At 34.9% G+C, this 20,375-nt stretch carries 15 protein-coding genes; 5 read left to right on the forward strand and 10 right to left on the reverse strand.

The features are described 5' to 3' along the window. Together A9G25_RS11620 and A9G25_RS11625 are read right to left on the reverse strand one after the other, a co-directional pair. A partial coding sequence (locus tag A9G25_RS11620) for a hypothetical protein (protein ID WP_141675104.1) occupies nt 1-1,397 on the reverse strand: 1,397 nt, incomplete at its 3' end. Nucleotides 1,398-1,449: 52 nt separating this feature from the next. Next, complete coding sequence (locus tag A9G25_RS11625; protein ID WP_065627039.1) at nt 1,450-1,752, reverse strand: hypothetical protein; 303 nt, start codon at nt 1,750-1,752, stop codon at nt 1,450-1,452. 270 nt (nt 1,753-2,022) lie between these two features. On the opposite strand from A9G25_RS11625, the gene A9G25_RS11630 reads away from it, so the two are divergent. Beyond that, nucleotides 2,023-2,604 (forward strand): hypothetical protein, encoded by a 582-nt coding sequence (locus tag A9G25_RS11630; RefSeq protein ID WP_065627040.1) that lies wholly within the window; start codon nt 2,023-2,025, stop codon nt 2,602-2,604. A gap of 206 nt (nt 2,605-2,810) precedes the next feature. Here the strand turns inward: A9G25_RS11630 and dnaJ are convergent, their stop codons facing one another. Continuing rightward, entirely contained in the window at nt 2,811-3,950 is a 1,140-nt protein-coding gene (gene dnaJ / locus A9G25_RS11635) for a molecular chaperone DnaJ (RefSeq protein ID WP_065627041.1), read from the reverse strand. 127 nt (nt 3,951-4,077) lie between these two features. Then, nucleotides 4,078-5,994: a molecular chaperone DnaK gene (gene dnaK, locus A9G25_RS11640; protein ID WP_065627042.1), complete on the reverse strand. Its 1,917-nt coding sequence runs from the start codon at nt 5,992-5,994 to the stop codon at nt 4,078-4,080. Nucleotides 5,995-6,223: 229 nt separating this feature from the next. On the opposite strand from dnaK, the gene satP reads away from it, so the two are divergent. After that, nucleotides 6,224-6,802, forward strand: coding sequence for an acetate uptake transporter (gene satP / locus A9G25_RS11645; protein ID WP_034911261.1), 579 nt, complete (start codon nt 6,224-6,226; stop codon nt 6,800-6,802). Nucleotides 6,803-6,884: 82 nt separating this feature from the next. Here the strand turns inward: satP and asnB are convergent, their stop codons facing one another. The 6 genes from asnB to polA all read right to left on the reverse strand — a co-directional run bounded on the left by asnB (nt 6,885) and on the right by polA (nt 15,535). Further along, a complete protein-coding gene (asnB, locus tag A9G25_RS11650; RefSeq protein WP_034911264.1) occupies nt 6,885-8,558 on the reverse strand; it encodes an asparagine synthase B in 1,674 nt (557 codons plus the stop codon). Nucleotides 8,559-8,736: 178 nt separating this feature from the next. Continuing rightward, nucleotides 8,737-9,081, reverse strand: a complete 345-nt coding sequence (locus A9G25_RS11655; protein ID WP_065627043.1) for a YdbL family protein — start codon at nt 9,079-9,081, stop codon at nt 8,737-8,739. 105 nt (nt 9,082-9,186) lie between these two features. Beyond that, nucleotides 9,187-9,372 carry a YnbE family lipoprotein gene (locus tag A9G25_RS11660; protein ID WP_034911268.1) on the reverse strand — a complete coding sequence of 62 codons (186 nt, stop codon included), beginning with the start codon at nt 9,370-9,372 and terminating at the stop codon, nt 9,187-9,189. An 11-nt stretch (nt 9,373-9,383) separates the two neighbouring features. Next, nucleotides 9,384-10,997, reverse strand: a complete 1,614-nt coding sequence (locus tag A9G25_RS11665) for an intermembrane phospholipid transport protein YdbH family protein (RefSeq protein ID WP_065627044.1) — start codon at nt 10,995-10,997, stop codon at nt 9,384-9,386. Nucleotides 10,998-11,051: 54 nt separating this feature from the next. Further along, a complete protein-coding gene (gene gltX, locus A9G25_RS11670; protein ID WP_065627045.1) occupies nt 11,052-12,482 on the reverse strand; it encodes a glutamate--tRNA ligase in 1,431 nt (476 codons plus the stop codon). A 281-nt stretch (nt 12,483-12,763) separates the two neighbouring features. Then, nucleotides 12,764-15,535 (reverse strand): DNA polymerase I, encoded by a 2,772-nt coding sequence (polA, locus tag A9G25_RS11675; RefSeq protein WP_065627046.1) that lies wholly within the window; start codon nt 15,533-15,535, stop codon nt 12,764-12,766. A gap of 202 nt (nt 15,536-15,737) precedes the next feature. On the opposite strand from polA, the gene folE reads away from it, so the two are divergent. The 3 genes from folE to ileS all read left to right on the forward strand — a co-directional run bounded on the left by folE (nt 15,738) and on the right by ileS (nt 20,359). After that, nucleotides 15,738-16,397: a GTP cyclohydrolase I FolE gene (gene folE, locus A9G25_RS11680; RefSeq protein ID WP_065627047.1), complete on the forward strand. Its 660-nt coding sequence runs from the start codon at nt 15,738-15,740 to the stop codon at nt 16,395-16,397. A gap of 179 nt (nt 16,398-16,576) precedes the next feature. Next, nucleotides 16,577-17,521 carry a bifunctional riboflavin kinase/FAD synthetase gene (ribF, locus tag A9G25_RS11685; RefSeq protein ID WP_065627048.1) on the forward strand — a complete coding sequence of 315 codons (945 nt, stop codon included), beginning with the start codon at nt 16,577-16,579 and terminating at the stop codon, nt 17,519-17,521. Nucleotides 17,522-17,551: 30 nt separating this feature from the next. After that, nucleotides 17,552-20,359 carry an isoleucine--tRNA ligase gene (gene ileS / locus A9G25_RS11690; RefSeq protein WP_065627049.1) on the forward strand — a complete coding sequence of 936 codons (2,808 nt, stop codon included), beginning with the start codon at nt 17,552-17,554 and terminating at the stop codon, nt 20,357-20,359. The last annotated feature ends 16 nt before the right edge of the window (nt 20,360-20,375 follow it).

A 20,375-nucleotide genomic window follows, 5' to 3' on the forward strand; every position in this document is an offset into this window, starting at 1 on the left:
ACGATTTTTCCCATCACTTTTTCAACACGAATATAGGAAGGTAAACTAACTGCTTGCTCTACACCCTTTAATGGGGTTAATTGCCCTTTATCCGCCATGACATAAAAATATACGCCATTTTCTAAGTCTTTAAATTGTGTTAATGGTAATGAAATTGCCGATTGTTGCCATTTGGTTTTAATAATCTTTTTATATTGGTAGTTATCCCCCATTTCCACCTGAATTAAATCGCTATACTTATCCCGTGGCAATTGATTTTCAGCTTCAATTAAGCTTAATGGCGCTTGATGAGGGAAGTTTTTGTAACGCTCGGCCATAAAGCCGGGGAAGGGTAATTTATGGTAATAGACCTGATGAGGCTGAATTCCTAAATACTTTACTCTGTTGGTCGCTTCGCTGTCATATTGACGGCTTTCGCCTAATCCTTGTTCAAACATAGCATCTTTTAACAGGAAATGACTTTTTTCGACATTCATGATTAATTTATTGTACGGATAAGGCTCGTCTAAATCTTTTTCAAAATCAAAGATTTCTTCCGGCTCCCAACGTTTAGTTTTAATCACTTTGCCATCTTTATTTAATATTTGATTTTCTACACGGTTTGAATCGTCATGACGAATTACATGATTGGTTTTGATTCCTTTTCCATCAAAATAATCATCAATTTCATAGATATCATCTTGTCTAATATAAGACTCAATCAAATAACGTCCTGTTTTGATATTTTTTTTAATCGCTTTAGTCATGAGTCCCGTATTTTCATTAAACTCAATTTCAGAGGTATAAATAATATTATGATTATTATCGTATTTTTCTATATTAAACTGCTTTATATTATTATTTGGCCAGTAATCATAGGTATAATGACTAATTAATGCTAAAGGTCTTTTTTGAATACTGACTACAATGCCGTGTTTTTTTTCAACTCTCAAATAACAAGGTAACTCAAATACCTCTTCAAATGAAGCTTGCTGATGTAATTGCTTATGTTCATCTAGCGTATAAAAATAGATACCATCCTCTAGTGATTGAAAAGAGTCTGTTGGATACATTATTTCAATAATATTTCGCTTACGTTGCCATACATCATTATATTGATAGTTTTTATTTAATTTCACCTGTGCAATACTTTGAATCCCCTCTCTATACATTCTTGGTTTGGTTTCTAGACCAACAAGTGATGAAAATAAATTTTTTTCAGGGTAACTGTCTTCATTATCAAGGAAAAGCATAAAATCATGTTGAAAATAAATTTTACCTGGAACGATATTTTGTTGTTTTAATTTGTTGATTATTTGTATTTTTTTGTCTTTGTTTTTTGCTTCAGCGAAAGTGGGTTGGCTGTTTGATACCCAAGCAAAAAAACAGATTAGGGAAATTGTTATTATCTTTTTCATATTGTTTTGGTTTTTTCTAAATAGTCAGTAAGGTACATTAATTTAATTAGGCTTACAAATCAAAAATATCGCATCGCTTATGGCATTTGAATTTATTGTACGGATAAGGCTCGTCTAAATCTTTTTCAAAATCAAAGATTTCTTCCGGCTCCCAACGTTTAGTTTTAATCACTTTACCATCTTTATTTAATATTTGATTTTCTACACGGTTTGAATCGTCATGACAAATTACATGATTGGTTTTAATTCCTTGTTTATCAAAATATTCCACTATTGAGTAAATATCGTTTTGTCTAATATAAGATTCAATCAAATAACGACCTGTTTTGATATTTTTTTCAGTACTTTTGATCATTAATTCAGTATTTTCATCAAAAAACGTTTCGGCAGTATAGATAATATTATGAGTATTATCATATAGTTCTATTCCAAGATGCTTTAAGTTATTATTGTCCCAATAATCATAGGTATAATGACTAATAGATGCTAAACACCTTTTTGTATACTGACTATAATGCCCTGTTTTTTTCAGCCCGCAAAACCTCCACGAACACCAGAAAAGCTATTGCTGCCTAATTTATTAAATTGTTATAATAAAATAACAATTTAAGGGATTAATACACGATTGGAAAGAAACAATGTTAAAAAATACTTTTTATTATTCACTTTGTTATTTTGTATCCCAACCTGTTGGGCTGATGGTTTAACAAAAGAGCAGGCGGAAAACCTTGAACTTGCAGGGGTTAAGCTTGGAATAACCGAACCGGAACTGGTTGAATTACTCAAAAACAAATATCACCTTTCTGAAAATGACATAAAAATTAGTGAAATGAAAATGCGATTACCGCCATCAAAAATAGGCAAAAAATCAATAATTGAAGGCACAATCAAAAGCTATGAAATAACTTTAAATGCCAACAATCAAGACGAAAAATTAACAATTAGACTTGAAGATGACTTAGAGCGTAACCCTACCCAATTGGTTGTGTTCAATGTTTATAAAAAAATGACATACGCAGCAGAAATAGAGCAGAAAGTTTATAAAGAATTAACCCAAAAATATGGTAAAGAAGAATATAAAAACATAGTAGGGGATAAAATATGGAGCTATAAACCATACTTTTTACATCTATCCCGAGAAACTGACGGTAAGTTTTATGTCGAAATTTTGACCGAAAAATATCACAAGCAAAAAATAGAACCGTAGTAAAAAACGAAATAGTTGCATAAACGGTTAATTTGGCTAAAAAACACCAAAAACTTTAATAAAGTTAATATCTGCACTAACTAACTTTTGCCTAAACGTTTTTTGTTTTTGTGAATAAATAGGGATGGGTGTAGAGGTTTTAATGTTGGCTAACACACGATTGAACAAGTGATTTTACTGTTCAATCGTGCTTTTGCTATATCAAATTAACCAAAAAACTTTTTCACTTTGTCAAAGAAGCTTTTTTCTTTGGGACTGTGTTTAGAGTTTTTATCAGCTTTAAAGCTTTCACCTAACTCTTTTAGTAACTCTTTTTGTTTGCTGGTTAAATTAACTGGTGTTTCAACCACAACATGACAGTAAAGATCACCAACAGCATTACCACGCAACGATTTTATTCCTTTGCCTCGTAGTCGGAACATTTTTCCTGTTTGAGTTTCAGCAGGAATTGTTAAGCTGACCTTGCCGTTAAGGGTCGGCACTTCAACTTCGCCACCAAGTGATGCTAATACAATATTAATTGGAATTTCACAATGTAAGTTTGTACCGTCTCGCTCAAAAATAGCATGTGATTTAACTTGTACTTGTACACATAAATCACCAGATGGTGCACCATTTAATCCTGCTTCACCTTCACCAGAAAGTCGGATACGGTTTCCTGTATCAACACCTGCAGGAATTGTAACCGATAATGTTTTTGTTTTTTGTATTCGGCCTTCACCGTGACATTTTTTACATGGATTTTTAACTACTTTACCACGACCATGGCAAGTTGGACACTCTTGTTGCACCGCAAAAAAGCCTTGGCGCATTTGTACAACACCGGCACCATGACATGTATTGCACGTTACCACGTCAGAAGATTTTTCGGTTCCTTGTCCATGGCAAGTATCACAGCTTACCCATGTTGGGACTTTAATTTCTTTACTAACACCTGCAGCAGCTTCTTCTAATGTTAGTGTGATATTGTATTGTAAGTCATTGCCGCGAGATGCAGTTTGTCCACGACCTCGACCACCACCAAAGAAATCACTGAATATATCGTCAAAAGCTCCGCCGCCAAATCCACCAAAGCCTCCGAATCCTCCGAATCCTCCTCCTGCGCCGCCTTGGCCTTGTTCAAAAGCAGCATGGCCATATTGATCATAAGCCGCCTTTTTTTGCGGATCGGTTAGGACTTCGTAAGCTTCTTTTACTTCTTTGAATTTTTCTTCAGCTTCGGCTTTGTTATCCTGATTTTTATCAGGATGATATTTCATGGCTAGGCGTTTATAGGCTTTTTTTATCTCACTTTCACTGGCACTTTTACTAACGCCCAATGTTTCATAATAATCTTTCTTCGCCATAATTAACCTTTATTTTTATCTGTTTTCATAAACAACTAAACGGGCTTGAGTTACCTCTCGCCCGTTTAATGTATTACATGTTTAAAACTTGTTGGAATAACTCATTAAAAAACATAGTAACTAATGATTATTTTTTATTATCATCAACTTCTTTGAAGTCTGCATCAACAACATCATCTTGCGCAGTAGAGCTTCCATTATTTGATTCCGCACCTTGAGCTGCTTGAGCTTGTTGTTGTGCTAATTCAAGCAATTTTTTAGAAGCTTCCATTAATGCATTAATTTTCGCTTCAATTTCTGCTTTATCTTCGCCACGAGCGGCAGTTTCTAAAGCACTTACGGCATCTTCAATTGCTTTTTTATCATCAGCTGATAACTGATCACCTGTTTCAGTCACTTGTTTACGTGTTGAATGAACTAGATGATCTGCTTGGTTACGAGTTTGAGCTAGTTCTTCAAATTTACGGTCTGCATCGGCATTTGCTTCTGCATCATTAACCATTTTTTGAATCTCTTCTTCACTTAATCCTGAAGAGGCTTTAATCGTAATTTTTTGTTCACGTCCAGTATTTTTGTCTTTAGCCGATACATGTAAAATACCGTCAGCATCAATATCAAAAGTAACTTCAATTTGTGGCATACCACGAGGTGCAGGTTGAATACCATCTAGGTTGAATTGACCTAATGATTTGTTATCACCCGCACGTTTACGTTCGCCTTGTAATACATGAATGGTTACTGCTGATTGATTATCTTCAGCTGTTGAGAACACTTGACTATGTTTTGTTGGAATAGTTGTGTTCTTTTCAATTAAAGTTGTCATTACGCCACCCATAGTCTCAATACCTAAAGACAATGGAGTTACATCAAGTAATAAAACATCTTTAACATCACCACCAAGTACACCACCTTGAACAGCAGCACCAACGGCAACCGCTTCGTCAGGGTTTACATCTTTTCGTGGCTCTTTACCAAAGAAGTCGGCAACTGCTTTTTGAACCATTGGCATACGAGTTTGCCCACCAACAAGAATAACGTCTTTAATGTCAGAAACAGAAAGACCTGCATCTTGTAATGCTGTTTTTACAGGATCCATCGAACGTTTAACTAGATCTTCTACTAATGATTCTAATTTCGCGCGAGTCACTTTAATATTTAAATGTTTTGGACCACTTGCATCAGCAGTGATATACGGTAAATTAATATCAGTTTGTTGTGCTGATGATAATTCAATTTTCGCTTTTTCTGCCGCTTCTTTTAAGCGTTGCATTGCTAGCGGATCATTTTTTAGATCGAAATTTTGTTCACGTTTAAATTCGTCAACTAAATAATTGATTAAACGTGAGTCAAAGTCTTCACCACCTAAGTGAGTATCACCATTTGTTGCTAATACTTCAAAGGTTTTTTCGCCATCAACGTCGTCGATTTCGATAATAGAGATATCAAATGTACCACCACCAAGGTCATAAACAGCTATAGTTCGGTTACCTACATCTTTATCCAAACCATAGGCAAGTGCTGCAGCTGTTGGTTCGTTGATGATACGTTTTACGTCTAAACCTGCAATACGACCAGCATCTTTAGTTGCTTGACGTTGTGCATCGTTAAAATAAGCAGGTACAGTAATAACCGCTTCAGTCACTGCTTCACCAAGATAATCTTCTGCTGTTTTTTTCATTTTTTTCAATACTTCAGCAGAAATTTGTGGTGGTGCAATTTTTTGACCTTTAACATCAACCCATGCATCGCCATTGTCAGCTTTTACGATCTTATATGGCATGATGCTAACATCGCGTTGTACTTCGGCATCTTCAAAACGACGACCAATTAAACGTTTAATTGCAAATAGTGTATTTTGTGGATTAGTTACTGCTTGACGTTTTGCTGGTTGACCAACTAAGATTTCTCCATCTTGTGTGTAAGCAATAATAGAAGGGGTTGTACGATCGCCTTCAGCGTTTTCTAATACTTTTGCTTGACCATTGTCCATTACTGCAACACATGAATTTGTTGTACCTAAATCAATACCAATAATTTTACCCATAATCTTTTCTCCTCAAAACCTGTATTTTATTTCTTGTATATAGGTCTTAAATTTTAATTTTCAAGCCCTTACTTCATAAAGAAATGTTTTTTGTTTTCACATAAATGGGAACGTTATTATTAATATCAAGGGGGTACAAAAAAATTATTTTTCTAAAACCTTGATTATGGCGTTTTCTACACTTATTATTGCCGCTCTTTAATCATCTTACTTAATTTATAGGATCCTTATGGAACAAACAAAACTTGCAAATCCTGGCCCTCTTGGCTTAATGGGATTTGGTATGACAACAATTTTATTGAATATTCATAATGCTGGATTTTTTCCTGCTATGACAGTAATTGTCTCAATGGGTATTTTTTATGGCGGCCTTGCGCAAGTCATTGCTGGTATTTTAGAATTTCGAAAAGGTAATACGTTTGGTACAACAGCATTTACTTCTTATGGTTTCTTTTGGATTGCGTTAGTGGGTATTTGGTATTTACCAACTTCACCAGCGACAGCGCCATCTGATGCTACTTTTGTTGGTATTTTCCTTGCATTATGGGGGATTTTTACTGGCTTTATGTTTATTGGTACATTAAAAGGCAACCGTGCATTACAATTTGTTTTTGCTAGTTTAACCGTTTTATTTGCTTTATTAGCTATCGGTAATATTTCAGGTAACCATGGCATTATTCATATTGCAGGTTTTGAAGGCATTATTTGTGGAGCAAGTGCTGTTTATTTAGCAATGGCAGAAGTGATTAATGAGCAATTTGGTCGTACTGTTTTACCGATTGGTGCACCTAAAGGCGCTGCGCATTAATAACTTAATTTGGTCTATCGTTAATAAAAAAACGGGGAATATTCCCCGTTTTTTTATATCAAATAATTATCGCTAAAATCAATTATTTTTTATAAGCGTCGTTATGAACACCAACCGCCGCACGTCCAGATGGATCGTTTAAATTCTTAAATGATTCATCCCATTCAATTGCTTTAGCTGTTGAACATGCAACAGTTGGACCACCAGGTACACAATGGGCTGCACTTTCAACTGGAAATAGTTCATTGAAAATTTCACGATACATATAAGCTTCTTTCGAAGTCGGCGTATTATATGGGAAGCGGAATTTTGCATTTTCTAATTGCTGATCAGTAATTTTACTTTCTGCAATTTCTTTTAATGTATCAATCCAACTATAACCAACACCATCAGAGAATTGTTCTTTTTGACGCCAAACAACAGATGCAGGTAAGTAAGACTCAAATGCTTCACGGACAATATGTTTTTCCATTTTGCCATTGCTACCACACATTTTATCTTTTGGATTAATGCGCATTGCGACATCTAAGAATTTTTTATCAAGGAATGGTACTCGAGCTTCAACGCCCCAAGCCGCCATTGCTTTATTCGCACGTGCACAATCATACATATGTAGTGCTGCTAATTTACGTACGGTTTCTTCATGGAACTCTTTAGCATTTGGCGCTTTGTGGAAATAGAGGTAACCGCCGAACACTTCATCAGCACCTTCACCAGAAAGTACCATTTTTATTCCCATTGCTTTGATTTTACGTGCCATTAAATACATTGGTGTTGAAGCACGGATTGTGGTTACATCATAAGTTTCAATAAAATAAATCACGTCACGAATCGCATCAATACCTTCTTGAATGGTAAAGTTAATTTCGTGGTGAACTGTACCTAGATGATCAGCAACCGCTTGTGCAGCTTTTAGATCTGGAGCACCTTTTAAACCTACAGCAAATGAGTGTAACTGTGGCCACCATGCTTCTGATTTTTCGTGATCTTCAACACGACGTGCTGAGAATTTTTTAGTGATCGCTGAAATGACGGAAGAATCAAGTCCACCTGACAATAAAACACCATATGGCACGTCAGACATTAAATGACTTTTTACAGACTCTTCTAATGCAACACGCAGTGCATTAATATCCGTTTTATTGTCTTTCACATTTTCGTAATCCATCCAGTCACGTTTGTAATACGTTTTGATTTCACCTTCAGTACTAGATAGATAGCATCCTGGAGGGAAAGCTTCAATTGTTTTACAAACAGGTACTAATGCTTTCATTTCAGAGGCAACATAAAATGTGCCATTTTCATCATGACCTGTATACATTGGAATAATACCAATATGGTCACGGCCAATAAAATAGCTGCCTTTATTGATATCATAAAGGATAAAAGCAAACATACCTTGTAATTCATCAAGGCAATCAATACCTTTTTCTTGATATAAAGCAAGAATCACTTCGCAGTCAGAACCTGTTTGAAACTCATAACGATCTTTGTACTGATTTCGGAGTTCTTGATGATTATAAATTTCGCCATTTACCGCTAAAACTAGGGTTTTATCTTTATTATAAAGAGGCTGAGATCCTGTATTAACATCTACAATTGATAAACGTTCATGAGCAAGAATTGCTTTATCAGACGCAAAGATACCAGACCAATCAGGACCACGATGACGCTGTAGACATGATAGCTCTAATGCTTTTGTTCGTAGTTGTTCTGGATCTGATTTAATATCAAGAATACCTAAAATCGAACACATTGATTTTCTCCATTTCAAATCGCATAAGCGATACTGTTACAAGTAAAAACTAACTAGATAAATTGTTTTTATTTTGTTAAACATAAAACAAATATTTAAACAAACAGAATACACATTATTTATACACAATTAAAGCATAATGTGATTATACTTTTCTTACTACTGAAAAAAGTAGCAATTATTTTTTTAACCATTGGCCTTGTCGCTTTATATATTGACCTGCTGGGGTCTTTTCTTGCGCTTTACTACCAGCCTTTTTTTCTACTTCATTTAAAGGGACATTACTTTCAGCTGATACTTTTTGGTATTGTTCTTTACGAGCCTGATTAATTAATTGCGCAATTTCAGAAGCGTTACCTTCGTTTTTCACTACACCTAAATAACCATCAGCCTGTTCACCAACTATCCCTTGTGCTTTGGCTTGACTTAATAAATCCATTGCTTGATCTAAATTTAATGCAAACACAGAAAAAGATAACACAACTGAAAATAATGCCAAGGTTGCTTTTTTACAGATATTCATAACAAACTCCTTAATAAATACATCGTATTTTATTTATTTGAATGTGAGTATAGATTTTTATTAATACTTATAATCAAAAAGACAGATAAAAATAAAACTTATTAATTAATATAATCCAGATTTATTGATTATATTATCTAAAGCTTTATCAACCTTAATATTAATTTCATGGTCTATCTTAACATTTAAATTGATATTAATTGGTTCACTCGGTGCTTGAACTTTAACTGTTGGTGAACATCCCGTTAATACACCTGCTAATATTATAATTGCAATAACATTTCGTACCATAAAATAACCCCTTATTTTGAAGATTTATTTTTTAAATAAGCTTCAATACGTTTACGGATTGGCTCACTAATTTGATCGGATAACTGTAAACTCATGAGCAATTTAGTCATATTTTCTTCAAGGTTGATATTTAAATTAACCGCTTTGCCATTTTCGACATCCAAATTACTGCCTTGAATATTCAATTTTAATTTGGCAATGTCATTAGCGTAATCAACTGCGCCTTGTAACTTAGTATAATGAAAATTTTTAATAATATCAGTGAGTATTTTCATATTGGGGTTATTTTGCCCATAGCTTTTGAGAGCAGAATTTTCAAATTGTAAATAACCCTCGTTGATCGTAACTAACTTGCCATTTTTAATGACAAATTTTAAAGCTGTTTCACCCTTTTTCGTTATCTCTGATAACGTAATAGGTAAAACACCATCAATTGCACCATCACCAGCAAGCCCTTCAGAAGGATATTGCTTAAAAATATCTTTTAGTTGTATCTGTTTTAACCTTAAATTAAATTGTTGAGGCAATTTAGCTAAATTCAATTTATTTTCTTCAATAAAAACCAAACCAGAGAAGATATTAGCTTGAGCTTTTTTCCATGTAACCGTTCCTTTGTTTGGTGCTTTAAACGAGGCTAAATAGCTTCCAACTAATTTAATCTTTTCAAAAGCGATCCCCATATTTACTTCTTGAATATTTAATACCGGTGTTGAAATAGTAAATTGGTTATCTTTAATAATAATATTGATATCGCCTGTAACCGATTTGATTTCACTAGTTTTATAAATACCATTGAGTTTATTAATGGTTAATGTTGCTATAGCAGATAGTTGGTTACTATCAAATGGAATGTTTGATTTAAGTTGAATATTGAAATCCCCATTGGAAGAACCAAGGATTAAATCATCAGAAAGATTTGCTTTTTCTAAACTAATTGATGCTTTATCCGAAGTTATTAATTCCAATTGATGACTAGATAGCCATCCAGTAAACGGTAAGACTAAATTACTATTTTGTAAACCAAATTGATTTAGGGATGTTTTAAAAAGGCCGTTTTGTATGTCAATCCGCAAAGCCTGTTGATTAAACAACAAAGTGGCAGACAATTGTGTTATTTCTTGGGTATTGGTTGATAAATTAAGTTGTATTGCTTCTTGCTGTTTATTTATATCAACGTTTAAATCTAATCTCGCTTTATTTTGTTCATAAAATCGCAGTGTATCTATATGAATCGTTTTAGGTAACCAATAAATAATAGTTGAAATCAAAGAGAGATCGGGATCAGATTGATTAAGCGTTTCAGTCGTTGTATCAACCGTGTTTTCAATAGTTTCTAAAGCTATTTCAGATTCATTGGGTTGCCAATAAATATCTAAATTGTTTGCAGTTAACTGCGATAATGAAATTGATAAATTTTTAGCAGTTATAGAAACTTGGGATGGTTTACTGACAGTAAGTTCATCAAAAGTAAGACCTTTAAAGCCAACGCTAACACCATGCCAATCGACAATAATCCCATTTTTCTGCTTGAAAGTCTGCCAATAATGCCACCCAAACAAGCAAAACAATATGAGGAAAAATAAAATACTGAGTACGATCCAATAGCGTTTTTTTAAGCGAACCATAGAAGTTCTCACTTTGACAAAAAGGGTTGCAGGGATTTCCCTGCAATAAATATATTAATTTTGAGATTGCTCGCGTTGATTAATATATGCCAAAGCCTTATCAATTCTAGCAAGCGCTCGTTTTTTGCCTACCGCAAAAACAGTTGCATCAACCGATGGCGATTGCCCGATACCTGTTACAGCAACGCGTAATGGCATGCCAACTTTACCCATACCAACATTAAGCTCAGTTGCAGTTGCTTCAATCGCATGATGAATTTTATCAATTTGCCAATCAAAGTCAGCAATAGCTTCAATTTTTGCTTTAATTGTTTCTAATGGCTCTTTGGCGACTGGGCGTAAATGTTTTTTAGCCGCATCGGCATCATAATCTTCAAAATCTCGATAGCAATAAGCACATGATTCAGCCATCTCTTTAAGCGTTTTACAACGTTCACCAAATAACTTAATAATAGTGATAAGATCAGGACCTTTTGATAAATCATATCCTTGTTGGTTCATATGCCAAATTAAATGTTGAGTAACATAATCCGCATCAAGATGGTTGATATAATGGTGATTTAACCAAAGTAATTTTTCAGTATTAAAGGCACTGGCTGATTTACTAACCGCATCTAATGAAAAATAACTAATCATTTCCGGAACAGAAAATATCTCTTGATCACCGTGTGACCAACCAAGACGCACTAAATAGTTAAGTAATGCTTCGGGCAAATAACCATCATCACGATATTGCATGACACTAACCGCTCCGTGACGTTTAGATAATTTTTGTCCATCATCCCCTAAAATCATTGATACATGACCATATTTAGGAATTGGCGCTCCTAATGCTTCTAGGATATTGATCTGGCGTGGTGTGTTGTTGATGTGATCTTCACCACGAATAACATGGGTAATTTCCATATCCCAATCATCAACAACGACACAGAAATTATAAGTTGGTGAACCATCAGTGCGGCGAATAATAAGATCATCAAGCTCTTTATTAGCAATCTCAATTGGACCACGGATTAAATCATTAAAAATAACAGTACCATCAGTAGGGTTAGCAAAACGAACAACATGTGGCTCATCATGAGTATGCTCTTGTTGTACTGAAGCACAACGGCAATGCCCATCGTAACGCGCTTTTTCACCTTTTGCCATCTGCTCTTCACGCAATTTTTCAAGACGTTCTTTAGAACAGTAGCAACGATAAGCTGTTCTTTTGGCTAACATTTCATCGATGACTTGATTATAACGATCAAAGCGTTTAGTTTGATAATAAGGACCTTCGTCCCATGATAATTTTAACCAATTCATACCTTCCATTATTGCTTCAATCGCTTCTGGCGTTGAGCGCTCAAGATCGGTATCTTCAATGCGTAATACAAATGCACCTTTTGCATGACGAGTATAGAGCCAAGAATAAAGTGCTGTACGAGCACCACCTACATGTAAATAGCCTGTTGGGCTAGGTGCAAAACGGGTTTTGATTTTCATGAAATAATCCTAATAATAACGAAAATAGAGCTTTAACAACAACACGAATACCAGCACCATTTCCTTTAATTCTGCTATATATCAACAAGCAGAATAATATGTTTGTATCGATTCTATTTAGTTGCTTATTCTAACACGCCGAAAGGTTTCGGCAATAGTTCCATTATAGTTAACAGGTTAATTTAACTTGTTAAAAAGTTTCAGGAAAGTATACGTTTAAGTATAATATCAGCCTTAACTAGACAGATAAGGCTGAATTATTTAGTACGAATTTAGTATGATTAATGTGCTTCATCCCAATTATCACCCACACCTACATCCACTTTTAATGGTATAGATAGTTGGTAACAATTTTCCATGATCGATTTTATCTGGGCTTTATATTGCTCAACTAATTCTTCTTTTACTTCAAATACTAACTCATCGTGTACTTGCATAACCATTCTAATATTACCTACAGGCAAGCTTTTTATCCATTCACTTACCTTAATCATTGCTGTTTTAATAATATCAGCCGCTGTACCTTGCATTGGGGCATTAATGGCAGCGCGCTCAGCACCGCGCCGTTCAATACCACTTCCTGATTTAATTTTAGGAAGATATAAACGTCGACCAGATAGGGTTTCAACATAACCTTGTTCTGCTGCTTGTTGGCGAATTTGGTCCATATACGCTTGAACACCTGGGTATCGCTCAAAATAACGATCGATATAAAACTGAGCTTCTTTACGCGCAATATTAATTTGTTTAGATAAACCAAAGGCGCTCATACCATAAATTAATCCGAAGTTAACCGCTTTTGCACGTCTTCGCTCTTCAGAAGTCACTTCAGACTCAGTTTTACCTAAAATTTCACTAGCCGTAACACGGTGAATGTCTTTGTCATGAGAAAAAGCATAAAGTAAACTTTTATCTTGTGATAGATGCGCCATGATCCGTAATTCAATTTGCGAATAATCGGCAGAAATAATCTTATAACCTTTTGGCGCAATAAATGCCTGTCTAATTCGTCGGCCTTCTTGATTACGCACTGGAATATGTTGTAAATTTGGCTCATTTGACGACAATCGCCCAGTTACAGTACCGATTTGATTATAATTGGTATGAATACGATGATCGATAGGACTAACCATCAATGGCAATTTATCGGTATAAGTATTTTTTAACTTAGCTAAACTACGATAAAGCAAGATCATGCGTGGTAATTCGTATTGATTAGCTAGCTCACTCAAAACATCTTCACTGGTTGATGGTTCGCCCTTTGGTGTCTTTTTGAGAACTGGTAATTGATGTTTATCAAATAAAAGAGCTTGAATCTGTTTAGGTGATGCTGGATTAAATTTTTCACCAGCCAACAATTGTAACGTTTCTTGAATTTCGTTTAATTTCTTTCTCAATTCACTAGAATGTTTATTTAATAACTTGACATCAATCAAAACGCCTGTTCGTTCCATTTCAGCTATTAAAGTGGTGAGTGGCATTTCAATATTAGTGAATAGAGCTTTTAATTTTTCATCTTTTTCAAGATCTGGCCATAATTTATTATGCAATTGTAAGGTAACATCGGCATCTTCGGCAGCATATTGTGTGGTTTTTTCCACATCAATGTTATCAATAGTAACCTGAATTTTATCAAATTTAGTTAATTCATCATAAGTAATGGTTTTATGATCCAAATAGCGATTGGCCAAACTATCCATATCATGACGGTCATTACTATTTAATACATAAGATTCAATCATAGTATCAAACGCAATTCCTTGTATGGTTATGCCATAATTTGCTAGCACGCTGTAATCAAATTTTGCATTTTGGGCAATTTTTTTGATTTCTGGATTTTCAAATATTGGTTTTAATTTAGCTAATACATCATCTAGTGGTAATTGCTTAGGAACACCTAAATACTGATGAGAAAGTGGAATATAAGCCGCTTGATGAGGTTCAACACTTAATGATATACCAACTAATTTAGCATGCACATGATCAACATTATCTGTTTCGGTATCAAAAGCAAATAGTCCGCTATTTGTTAATTTTGTGATCCACTCATCTAATTGCTTTTCAGTTAATATACACTGGTAATCAGTATCTCTTTTTTGTGCTGTTGTTTGTTCTTCTTGAATGAAGTAATTATCATCGCCTTCTATAACTTGATTTTTCTGCTGATTTAAAAAAGTACCAGCCATTAATTCTTTTTGCCAACGATGAAAACCATAGTAATTAAATAATTCAACTAGAGCCTTAACATCAATATCACCTACCAATAATTGTTCATTGGAAAAATCTAACTTAACATCAGTTTTGATTGTTGCAAGTAAATAAGAAAGCTCAGCATCATTTTGATTATCAATCAATTTCTGTTTTAAAGATTTAGCGCCTCGGATCTTCAATTTTTCAATATCGTCTAACCGATTATAAATATCTTCTACACCATCAAATTCAGATAACAAACTTTGTGCTGTCTTTTCACCTATACCTGGTACGCCAGGAATGTTATCAGACGAATCGCCTCTTAAAGCTAAATAATCAATAATTTTTTCTGGCGGAACACCAAATTTTTTTATTACCCCTTGTGGATCTAATTGGGTATTATTCATCGTATTAATCAATGTAATTCTATCGCTCACTAGCTGTGCCATATCTTTATCACCAGTACTGATTAATACTTCTAGATTCTCCCGCTCAGCCTGTCTTGCTAATGTACCAATTACATCATCTGCTTCAACACCTTCAATACAAAGTAATGGTAACCCCATGGCTTTCAAAATAGTGTGAATGGGTTCGATTTGCGGACGAAGATTTTCAGGCATTTCATCTCGCGTGGCTTTATATTCATTATAAAGCTCATTGCGAAATGATCCTCCTTTTGCATCAAAAACCACGGCAATATGTGTAGGATTGTACTGATTAATTAAACTACGAACCATATTAACCACACCAAAAATAGCGCCTGTAGGCTCACCTTTAGCATTGGTTAATGGTGGACAAGCAAAAAAAGCACGATAAAGATAAGATGATCCATCAATTAAAATAATCGGTGTGTTATTTGGCATTATGGTTACCTAAACATTATTTAATTTAATGACTGATAGTATAACACCTAATTAGCAATAATATTCTTATCTAGCCAACAATATAATGTAAAAAAGTTTCAGGTAATACTATGTTTTAGTATAAAATCATCTGTAAACAACTGTATATTGCGCAATGAGTGTTATATAATAATGCATTCATTTTCGCTTGAGTATGTAATAAATGACGCAATTAAGCCCTGCCGCGCAAAAAGTCAAAGAAGCCCTCGCTGCTAAAAATCTTGAAACACCATTATGCCGTTTAGTTATAGATAATAATGAGCGTAAAGCAAAAATCGAGTCGCATTTTCGTGAAATTATGAAGCTAATGGAACTCGATTTATCTGATGATAGCCTTGCTCAAACTCCTCTCCGCGTGTCGAAAATGTATGTTGATGAGATTTTTTCTGGTCTTTATTACGAAAATTTTCCAAAAATCACGTTAATCGAAAATAAAATGCAAGTTGATGAAATGATAACGGTTCGCGATATTACACTAACTAGTGTTTGTGAACACCATTTTGTCACAATAGACGGTAAAGCAACGGTTTCTTATATTCCCAAAGATAAAGTCATTGGTTTATCGAAAATTAATCGAATTGTAACTTTTTTTTCCCAACGCCCTCAAGTACAAGAAAGATTAACACAGCAAATTTTAGTGGCACTACAAACACTACTAGGTACGGTTAATGTGGCGGTTTCTATTGATGCAACTCATTATTGTGTTAAAGCCCGAGGCATTAAAGACTCCAATAGTATTACAACAACAACTGCGCTCGGAGGCGGGTTTAAAACAAACCCAAGCACAAGGCAAGAATTTTTGCGAGCACTAAACCATTATTAATTTTATAAATGGGTATGTTTGAATCACAATAGTTTAAAGTATGACCGAGTCACTTAGCATTTTATCTCAAACAGTGAAAATGCTTGAAGAAAAGCGATAAAATCCAACTTTATATTGCGTGCATCTTCAAGAAAGATTGGTATAATTCTTGGTTACTTAATATAAATAACATTGTTTTCATGAAGATTATCCGTGGTATAACTAATCTAAAAAATCAGTTTTCCCAATGTGTTCTAACCTTGGGAAATTTTGATGGCGTGCATTTGGGACATCAACAATTAATTAACCATATTATTAAACAAGGTAAAAAACGCAATCTTCCCACAGTTGTGATGTTATTTGAGCCACAACCACTAGAGTTTTTTGCCCAAGATAATGCACCGTCACGTTTAACTTCATTTCATGAAAAAGTTATTTTTATTGAAAAATTAGGTATCGACTATATTATTGCTATTCCATTTACCCAAACTTTTGCCAATATGTCTGCCGATCATTTTATTCAAGATTGGTTGATCAATAAGTTACAAGCTAAATACATTACAATTGGAGATGATTTTCGGTTCGGATTTGAACGTAAAGGGGATATCAACCTTCTACAACAATATTCTCGAAATCATGATTTTGTAGTAGAAAGCATACCAACATTTGTTTGGAATAATTTTCGTATAAGTAGTACTGCTATTCGCCAAGCACTTTTGAATAGTGATTTTGAATTGGCTCATTGCCTATTAGGTCGTGATTATACAATTCAAGGTCGCGTAGTTCATGGCAATGCTTTAGCAAGGGAATTGGGATTTCCAACAGCAAATATTCACTTACATCGAAAAAAGCCTGCACTACAAGGAGTCTATTTTGTTAAAGTCAAAAATATCTGCAATAATCAACATTATCACGGTATTGCCAATATTGGGATAAGACCAACTATTAATGGAAAAACCGCAATACTTGAAGTAAATCTTTTTGACTTTTCGGGTAATATATATGGACAATATTTAGACATAACGTTCATCAAAAAATTACGCGATGAGAAAAAATTTGACTCATTAGCAGAATTAAAACAACAAATTACACAAGATATTTGCACTGCGAAAAATATCAGTGCAAAATTAACCAATAAAAAGTAGTATCAACACATTTAACTGGAATAAATCAGCATGACAGACTATAAAAATACATTGAATCTACCGGAAACTGGATTCCCAATGCGAGGAGATCTTGCTAAACGCGAACCAGCAATGTTACAAAATTGGTACGATAAAGAACTTTATCGCAAAATTCGCTCGGCCAAAAAAGGTAAAAAAAACTTTATTCTGCATGATGGCCCTCCTTATGCAAACGGAAAACTACATATTGGTCACGCCGTTAATAAAATCCTTAAAGATATTATTATCAAATCAAAAGGGTTAAGCGGTTATAATTCCCCTTATATTCCAGGATGGGATTGTCATGGCTTACCGATTGAACAAAAAGTTGAAGAGCAAGTAGGAAAACCAGGTGTAAAAGTAACACCTGCTGAGTTTCGTCAAATTTGCCGCGATTATGCCGCTTCACAAGTTGAACTACAAAAGGCTGATTTTATCCGTATGGGCGTACTAGGTGATTGGCAAAACCCTTACCGTACAATGGACTACAATACCGAAGCGAATATTATCCGTGCGTTAGGTAAAGTGATAAAAAATGGTCATTTAGTTAAAGGCGCTAAACCTGTTTATTGGTGTACTGATTGTATGTCATCTTTAGCCGAAGCAGAAGTTGAATATTATGATAAATCATCGCCAGCAATTGATGTGAAATTTAAAGCTGTTGATAATCAAGCTGTAGCAAATAAATTTGGTATCAATACTAATTTAACCATTTATGCTGTTATCTGGACAACCACGCCTTGGACATTACCAGCTAGCCGAGGGATAGCTTTAAATGCTGATTTTGAATATCAACTTGTTCAAATTAATGATAAAGAGTGCTTAATTTTAGCAACTGATTTAGTTGAGTCTGTGATGCAACGTGCCAATATCGACCAATGGAAAGTATTAAGTAGCTGCCAAGGTAATGCTCTTGAGTTGTTACGTTTTAAACACCCATTCCTTGATTTTGATGAACCAGTTGTACTTGGCGAACACGTTACAATTGATGCAGGTACAGGAGCTGTGCATACCGCACCAGGACATGGTACAGAAGACTTTATGGTCGGTCAAAAATATGGTCTTGAAGTGGCAAATCCAGTTGGTGGTAATGGTTGTTACTTGCCTGGAACGGGCGCTGGTCTCGATGGGTTATTTGTGTTCAAAGCGAATAAAGTTGTCGTTGAAATGCTAAAAGAACATAACGCACTATTACACTTTGAAAATATTGAACATAGCTATCCATGTTGTTGGCGTCATAAAACACCTGTTATTTATCGTGCTACACCACAATGGTTTATTAGCATGGATAAACAAGGTCTGCGAACGCAATCACTAAAAGAAATTAAACAAGTTCGTTGGATCCCTGATTGGGGACAAGCACGCATTGAAATCATGGTTACTAATCGCCCTGATTGGTGTATTTCTCGCCAACGCACATGGGGTGTACCTATGACGTTGTTTGTTCACAAAGAGACCGAAGAACTTCATCCAGATACACTAGCATTAGTTGAAAAAGTTGCACAGCTAGTTGAAAAAGATGGCATTCAAGCTTGGTGGGATGCTGATATTAAAGATCTTTTAGGTCCTGATGCTGATGATTATCGTAAAGTACCTGATACGTTAGATGTTTGGTTTGACTCAGGATCAACATTCTCTTCTGTTGTGCGTGCACGCCCTGAATTTGAAGGACATGATGCAGAACTTTATTTAGAAGGTTCAGATCAACATCGAGGTTGGTTTATGTCTTCATTAATGTTATCAACAGCAATTGATAATAAAGCCCCTTATAAACAAGTATTAACACATGGTTTTGTGGTTGACGGTCAAGGCCGTAAAATGTCTAAGTCACTAGGTAATATTGTGACACCACAAGAAGTGATGAACAAACTTGGGGCTGATATTTTACGCTTATGGATTGCATCTACCGATTATTCAGGCGAAATGAGTTATTCGGAAGAAATTATCAAACGAGCTGCCGATAGTTATCGCCGTATTCGTAATACCGCACGTTTTTTACTAGCGAATTTAAATGGATTTGATCCAGCTAAAGATATGGTAAAACAAGAAGATATGGTTGTCCTTGATCGCTGGGCGGTTAGTATGGCAAAAGAAGCACAAGAGCAAATTGTTCAAGCTTATGAAAATTATGATTTCCATAAAGTCGTACAACGTATTATGCAATTTTGTTCAATCGAAATGGGATCATTCTATTTAGATATCATTAAAGATCGTCAATACACAGCAAAAAGCGATAGTATTGCCCGTCACAGTTGCCAAACCGCTTTATATCATATTGCGCAAGCAATGGTTCGTTGGATTGCACCTATTTTATCATTCACTGCTGATGAAATTTGGCAATATCTGCCAATGGCTGATAAACATGAATTTGTTTTTGAAGATGAGTGGTATACAGCACTATTTACATTGCCAGAAAGCGAAGCATTAAATAGCGAATATTGGGCTCAGATTTTAGCCATTCGTAGCGAAGTGAATAAAGTGCTTGAACAAGGTCGTAATGATAAAGTGATTGGTGGTGCACTTGAAGCTGCTGTTACGCTTTATGCTGATAAAGATATTGCAGCAACATTAGCTAAATTAGAAAACGAATTACGCTTTGTATTACTAACATCACAAGCTAGCGTAAAACCATTACAAGAAGCACCAGAAAATGCGGTGCAAAGCGATATTCAAGGACTAAAAATTGAACTCGCTAAAGCACAAGGTGATAAATGCCCTCGTTGCTGGCACTATACCGTCGATAATGAGCCAACATCACATTTATGTAAGCGTTGTGAAGAAAACATTCACGGCAAAGGCGAGGTAAGGCATTTCGCATAGCAACCTATTTAGTAAA

Origin of the sequence: Gilliamella sp. Bif1-4, from assembly GCF_001690535.1 — a bacterium.
Lineage (GTDB): Bacteria > Pseudomonadota > Gammaproteobacteria > Enterobacterales > Orbaceae > Gilliamella > Gilliamella bombi.

Coding starts and splice junctions, on each gene's coding strand:
- A9G25_RS11625 (WP_065627039.1), bottom strand. CDS start 1,752: ATGATCAAAAGTACTGAAAAAAATATCAAAACAGGTCGTTATTTGATT.
- ribF (WP_065627048.1), top strand. CDS start 16,577: ATGAAGATTATCCGTGGTATAACTAATCTAAAAAATCAGTTTTCCCAA.
- polA (WP_065627046.1), bottom strand. CDS start 15,535: ATGCCAAATAACACACCGATTATTTTAATTGATGGATCATCTTATCTT.
- A9G25_RS11665 (WP_065627044.1), bottom strand. CDS start 10,997: ATGGTTCGCTTAAAAAAACGCTATTGGATCGTACTCAGTATTTTATTT.
- folE (WP_065627047.1), top strand. CDS start 15,738: ATGACGCAATTAAGCCCTGCCGCGCAAAAAGTCAAAGAAGCCCTCGCT.
- gltX (WP_065627045.1), bottom strand. CDS start 12,482: ATGAAAATCAAAACCCGTTTTGCACCTAGCCCAACAGGCTATTTACAT.
- A9G25_RS11655 (WP_065627043.1), bottom strand. CDS start 9,081: ATGAATATCTGTAAAAAAGCAACCTTGGCATTATTTTCAGTTGTGTTA.
- A9G25_RS11660 (WP_034911268.1), bottom strand. CDS start 9,372: ATGGTACGAAATGTTATTGCAATTATAATATTAGCAGGTGTATTAACG.
- asnB (WP_034911264.1), bottom strand. CDS start 8,558: ATGTGTTCGATTTTAGGTATTCTTGATATTAAATCAGATCCAGAACAA.
- ileS (WP_065627049.1), top strand. CDS start 17,552: ATGACAGACTATAAAAATACATTGAATCTACCGGAAACTGGATTCCCA.
- dnaK (WP_065627042.1), bottom strand. CDS start 5,994: ATGGGTAAAATTATTGGTATTGATTTAGGTACAACAAATTCATGTGTT.
- satP (WP_034911261.1), top strand. CDS start 6,224: ATGGAACAAACAAAACTTGCAAATCCTGGCCCTCTTGGCTTAATGGGA.
- dnaJ (WP_065627041.1), bottom strand. CDS start 3,950: ATGGCGAAGAAAGATTATTATGAAACATTGGGCGTTAGTAAAAGTGCC.